Origin of the sequence: Alicyclobacillus acidiphilus NBRC 100859 (genome assembly GCF_001544355.1) — a bacterium.
Taxonomy (GTDB): Bacteria; Bacillota; Bacilli; order Alicyclobacillales; family Alicyclobacillaceae; genus Alicyclobacillus; species Alicyclobacillus acidiphilus.
Genome location: NZ_BCQI01000120.1, coordinates 1 through 3,516 on the forward strand (window position 1 = coordinate 1; position 3,516 = coordinate 3,516).

Genomic DNA, 3,516 nt, shown 5'->3' on the forward strand with positions numbered 1-3,516 from the left:
TGTAACGAATTATATTGTCTCGTTCGTATTGGACATTGTGATGATGAAAGTGTTCCAAGGTTTCGTAGAAGATCCCCCAGCCGTTTGTCTCTTGCCCAACAATCAGTACCCTTCTTTTTGCCTTACGATATGCTGGGAGGCACTTAATCAAGAACGGATTGGATAGCTTGCGAACATCCTGCTCGTCGAGTGATTCTACCGCTCGAATCATTCGCCCCCACCATTCTTCGTAGGTAGCCTGCAACCACTTCTCCATTTCATGTTCTCTTTCGAATATCCCAAAGTCTGACATGAATGTCTTCACCCCTTCGCGGTCAGTTCCTATTTTGATTTCTGTGGCTGTTTTTCTCCCACTGCCAAGCACTTAGAAATAGCAGTAACTCATCCTGTTCATAATCCATTGCTTCTTCGGGCAGTACACCCCGCTTGACCATAGCTCCCAAGGCATACTCCGCGAGCGTTCTTGCATTGGTTTCGCTTTCGGGATTATGTAGGTAGGTCAACAACTTCCCCTTGTCATAGCTGTGAGGAATCGCCTCAAATGGGTCTAAGATATTGTAATTGCGTAGCTCCTCGACATTCATATCTTGAAGATTGGATTGAATCTCATCGGCAACGATTTTCAAAGCCTGCTTGTAGGCTGATATCGTCGCTCGATAGTTTTCATCGAATAAGGAGTCATCCACATCAAACAACTGCTTCAATTGTCCAAGTTGATACCAATAAGCCTCTCCACTTCCGAATCTCTGTTCATTCTCACGAAACAAAACGTTGATCTGATCTTTGATATTCAAACAATCAGGTATCTGCTGGTTCTTCCACTTTTTCAAATGGGCTTCATAGTCTCTTTCGACATGGTTGATTAGGACGTTCAGAAGACTGTAGCGACTTTGGGTGTATTTAAACAAATCCTCGATACGAATCGAATAAATCTGATCTTGTTTGCCCACCTGATTGCTGTATACGATGACCGAGAAATCCGCTTTCAAGTGTGGAGTTGACCAACTTGCATAGTACCTTTCCTTGTCATCCTTTAGGTTAACTGGATGCACACCGAACATCGCCCTAATGTGCTTGAAGTAATCATCATCCGTCTTCTTGTCCTGAAATACGCTATGGTCATTACCACACGGGTAATGTTGTTCGAATACCCTATAAAGTTGCTTGACTGATTCAACAACCAAATCCAACGCACAGATTAACTGCATCAGATTCAGAGACGCAACATTTGGATTTTTGTTCGTAAGTTGAATGTAGGGGATTCCATCGACAGCAACTTCAATCCAATCCATCGCAGAACAAATAATGTTCCACTTATTTTCCCCCTCTATATTCCAGTATTTATTTGCGACAAAATGATGATTGTCGTTCATCTTGTCACGGAACTTCTTGATCAAATTTCTTTCGAGTTGTGTCACGTCGCACCTCGCTGAAACCAGTGTTTAGCAATGCATTCATGTCCGTAGTTGAATACGGTATTCCCTTTTCCAATCATGAACCGTCACCTTCCCTATCCAGAAACAAGACGCGCTATCAAAATGACTACTTCGTTCCTGCCGCCAATCTATTATGTTCGGCTCGATCTTGTGGGTCAGTGATATTTGCTCTATTGATCAATTCGTAGACACGACTAACATCTGAATCAGACAAAATCGGCTCTGACATTTCAGATTTAAATCTCAGTAGCTTCCTCTCGATGTAGTCGGACAGTTCCACATCATAAATCACCAGTTCGTTCGACTGGATTTTCCGTAATTCTGGGTCTACGCTAAACCGACATCGAAGCGTGAACGATATTATGGACACGAAAGTAAGGTTCTTGAATTCAGATAAGATGTTTTCTAATACCTTGATGTGCCCGTAATTTTGCCGCAGTGGATTGTATGGATTAAATCTGCCGCTGACATTCCAACGTTTATCAGTTCGCTTCCCTTTGATTTCGCCCTTATAATTCTTTGTCTCAATGACAAACAGACCATATGGCGTGATAACAACATGGTCGATTTGAGAATATCCCGTCCTGGACTTGGGATTACGAATCAGCACGTCGCTGATGTACCTAATTTCTTTTGGCATTTGGCGAAGCTGGACATCAATCTTGTACTCTCCCAACTCACCAATGTGTGAAGGGTTGACCTGTCTTTTTTGCTTGCGGGAGTTCGATACAGCACCTTGCCCCCTTTTCTTTACTTGTTGATCGGACCTTTTAAATAGTGAAACTAATTTTGCCCAACCCATTAATTATCCCCCAGCGTACCAAGAGGTTATTTGCGTTCATGTCATAATACATATGGTAGCATAACCCAAAGAGATAAGTTCAGTAGGGGTATGCGTTTATAGGCAACTTCGTAGATTTCGTCGGACAAGTTGAGTAAGACCACGTAGAGGTCCAGGTTGGATCAAGAAGGGATGAGGGAGACAATGAAAAAACCGTCCGTATACCCAAACGAAGGATTTGTAGTCGATTCTGTTGCGGATTACTTCTCCTCCCACGGATACAGAACCGTGTTCGCGCAGAACACCTTCGAACCCGACTTGATCGCCGTAAATGAGAAGGACAGAAGTGATTATTGGACGATTGAAGCCAAAGGACATACCGCCAGCATAACCACCGATCACAATACAGCACTTGGTCAAATCCTGAAACGGATGAATGATTCAAACAGGAAGTATGCAATCGCCGTTCCACAGACCCCACAGATGGTGAAGGAATGCCGAAAAGTACCGCAGTGGTTAAAGCAATCCATCGGGCTACATGTTATTTTCGTTGACGAAGAGGGTCAAGTCTCAATATACGCGCCTAACGAGCAAATATAGGTGAAAGTATCGGTTTGGGTCCCATCGTCACTGGAAGCGAGGGATGCCTGTCACCCCTTACTCAACCGTCAACTAAATTTAGTTGCCATGAAACACCGAACTTGTCAGTCACCCACCCAAATTTCTTACTGAAAGGGTAAGTCGCCAAGGGCATCAAAATCTTCCCATCTTGAGCCAGAGCCGTAAACAGCCTTTCAATCTCATCATCTGAGTCACACGTTACATATAAGGAAATCGACGGAGTGAAGGTGAAATTATGTTTCACATAGCTGTCAAAGAACATAAACTCTTGACCATGTATTGACAATGTAGCTTGTTTAACCGTTCCCTCTACCCCATCCTCATTTGCTCCATGACGAGAAATATTTGTTATTCGTGCGTCATCAAACACCGAGGTGTAGAAGTTCATCGCTTCCTCTGCCTTGCCTTCAAACATTAAGAATGTCGTGATTTTCGACATAGGGAACACTCCTCCCACTTGTCCCGTCTGTTGATATCAACGGTTGAACCCCTCATTCGCACACAAATCAGTATCCCCACTGCTTCTTCTCGTCAGGAGAAAGCCTGTTGAGTGTGTCGGAAGAAACGGTTATTCCGTGACTGAGTTCCGCTGGAACGGATTCTAATTCCGAACTGTGCAATAGTGTGTCGATGCAAGCCTTAGACCCTCCAACATATGTCCAGTACAGATCCACATCC

General features: G+C 43.8%; 5 protein-coding genes. 1 reads left to right on the forward strand and 4 read right to left on the reverse strand.

Going from position 1 to position 3,516, the window contains the following annotated elements:
* The 3 genes from AAC01S_RS19820 to AAC01S_RS18215 all read right to left on the reverse strand — a co-directional run.
* On the reverse strand, nt 1–256 hold a 256-nt coding region (locus tag AAC01S_RS19820; RefSeq protein ID WP_217997871.1), incomplete at its 3' end, for a hypothetical protein.
* A gap of 58 nt (nt 257–314) precedes the next feature.
* On the reverse strand, nt 315–1,418 hold the full coding sequence (locus AAC01S_RS18210) for a hypothetical protein (RefSeq protein WP_067625864.1): 1,104 nt from the start codon (nt 1,416–1,418) through the stop codon (nt 315–317).
* A gap of 124 nt (nt 1,419–1,542) precedes the next feature.
* The gene (locus AAC01S_RS18215; protein WP_067625867.1) at nt 1,543–2,238 is read right to left on the reverse strand and encodes a nuclease-related domain-containing protein; all 696 of its coding nucleotides are present in this window, start codon (nt 2,236–2,238) and stop codon (nt 1,543–1,545) included.
* A 183-nt stretch (nt 2,239–2,421) separates the two neighbouring features.
* On the opposite strand from AAC01S_RS18215, the gene AAC01S_RS18220 reads away from it, so the two are divergent.
* Nucleotides 2,422–2,817, forward strand: coding sequence for a hypothetical protein (locus tag AAC01S_RS18220; RefSeq protein WP_157071288.1), 396 nt, complete (start codon nt 2,422–2,424; stop codon nt 2,815–2,817).
* A 61-nt stretch (nt 2,818–2,878) separates the two neighbouring features.
* On the opposite strand, the gene AAC01S_RS18225 is transcribed toward AAC01S_RS18220, so the two are convergent.
* Nucleotides 2,879–3,277: a VOC family protein gene (locus tag AAC01S_RS18225; protein WP_067625873.1), complete on the reverse strand. Its 399-nt coding sequence runs from the start codon at nt 3,275–3,277 to the stop codon at nt 2,879–2,881.
* Nucleotides 3,278–3,516 lie beyond the last annotated feature (239 nt).

What these genes read in the sequence shown, in the direction of transcription:
- AAC01S_RS18215 (WP_067625867.1), bottom strand. Translation starts at nt 2,238, where the DNA reads ATGGGTTGGGCAAAATTAGTTTCACTATTTAAAAGGTCCGATCAACAA.
- AAC01S_RS18220 (WP_157071288.1), top strand. Translation starts at nt 2,422, where the DNA reads ATGAAAAAACCGTCCGTATACCCAAACGAAGGATTTGTAGTCGATTCT.
- AAC01S_RS18225 (WP_067625873.1), bottom strand. Translation starts at nt 3,277, where the DNA reads ATGTCGAAAATCACGACATTCTTAATGTTTGAAGGCAAGGCAGAGGAA.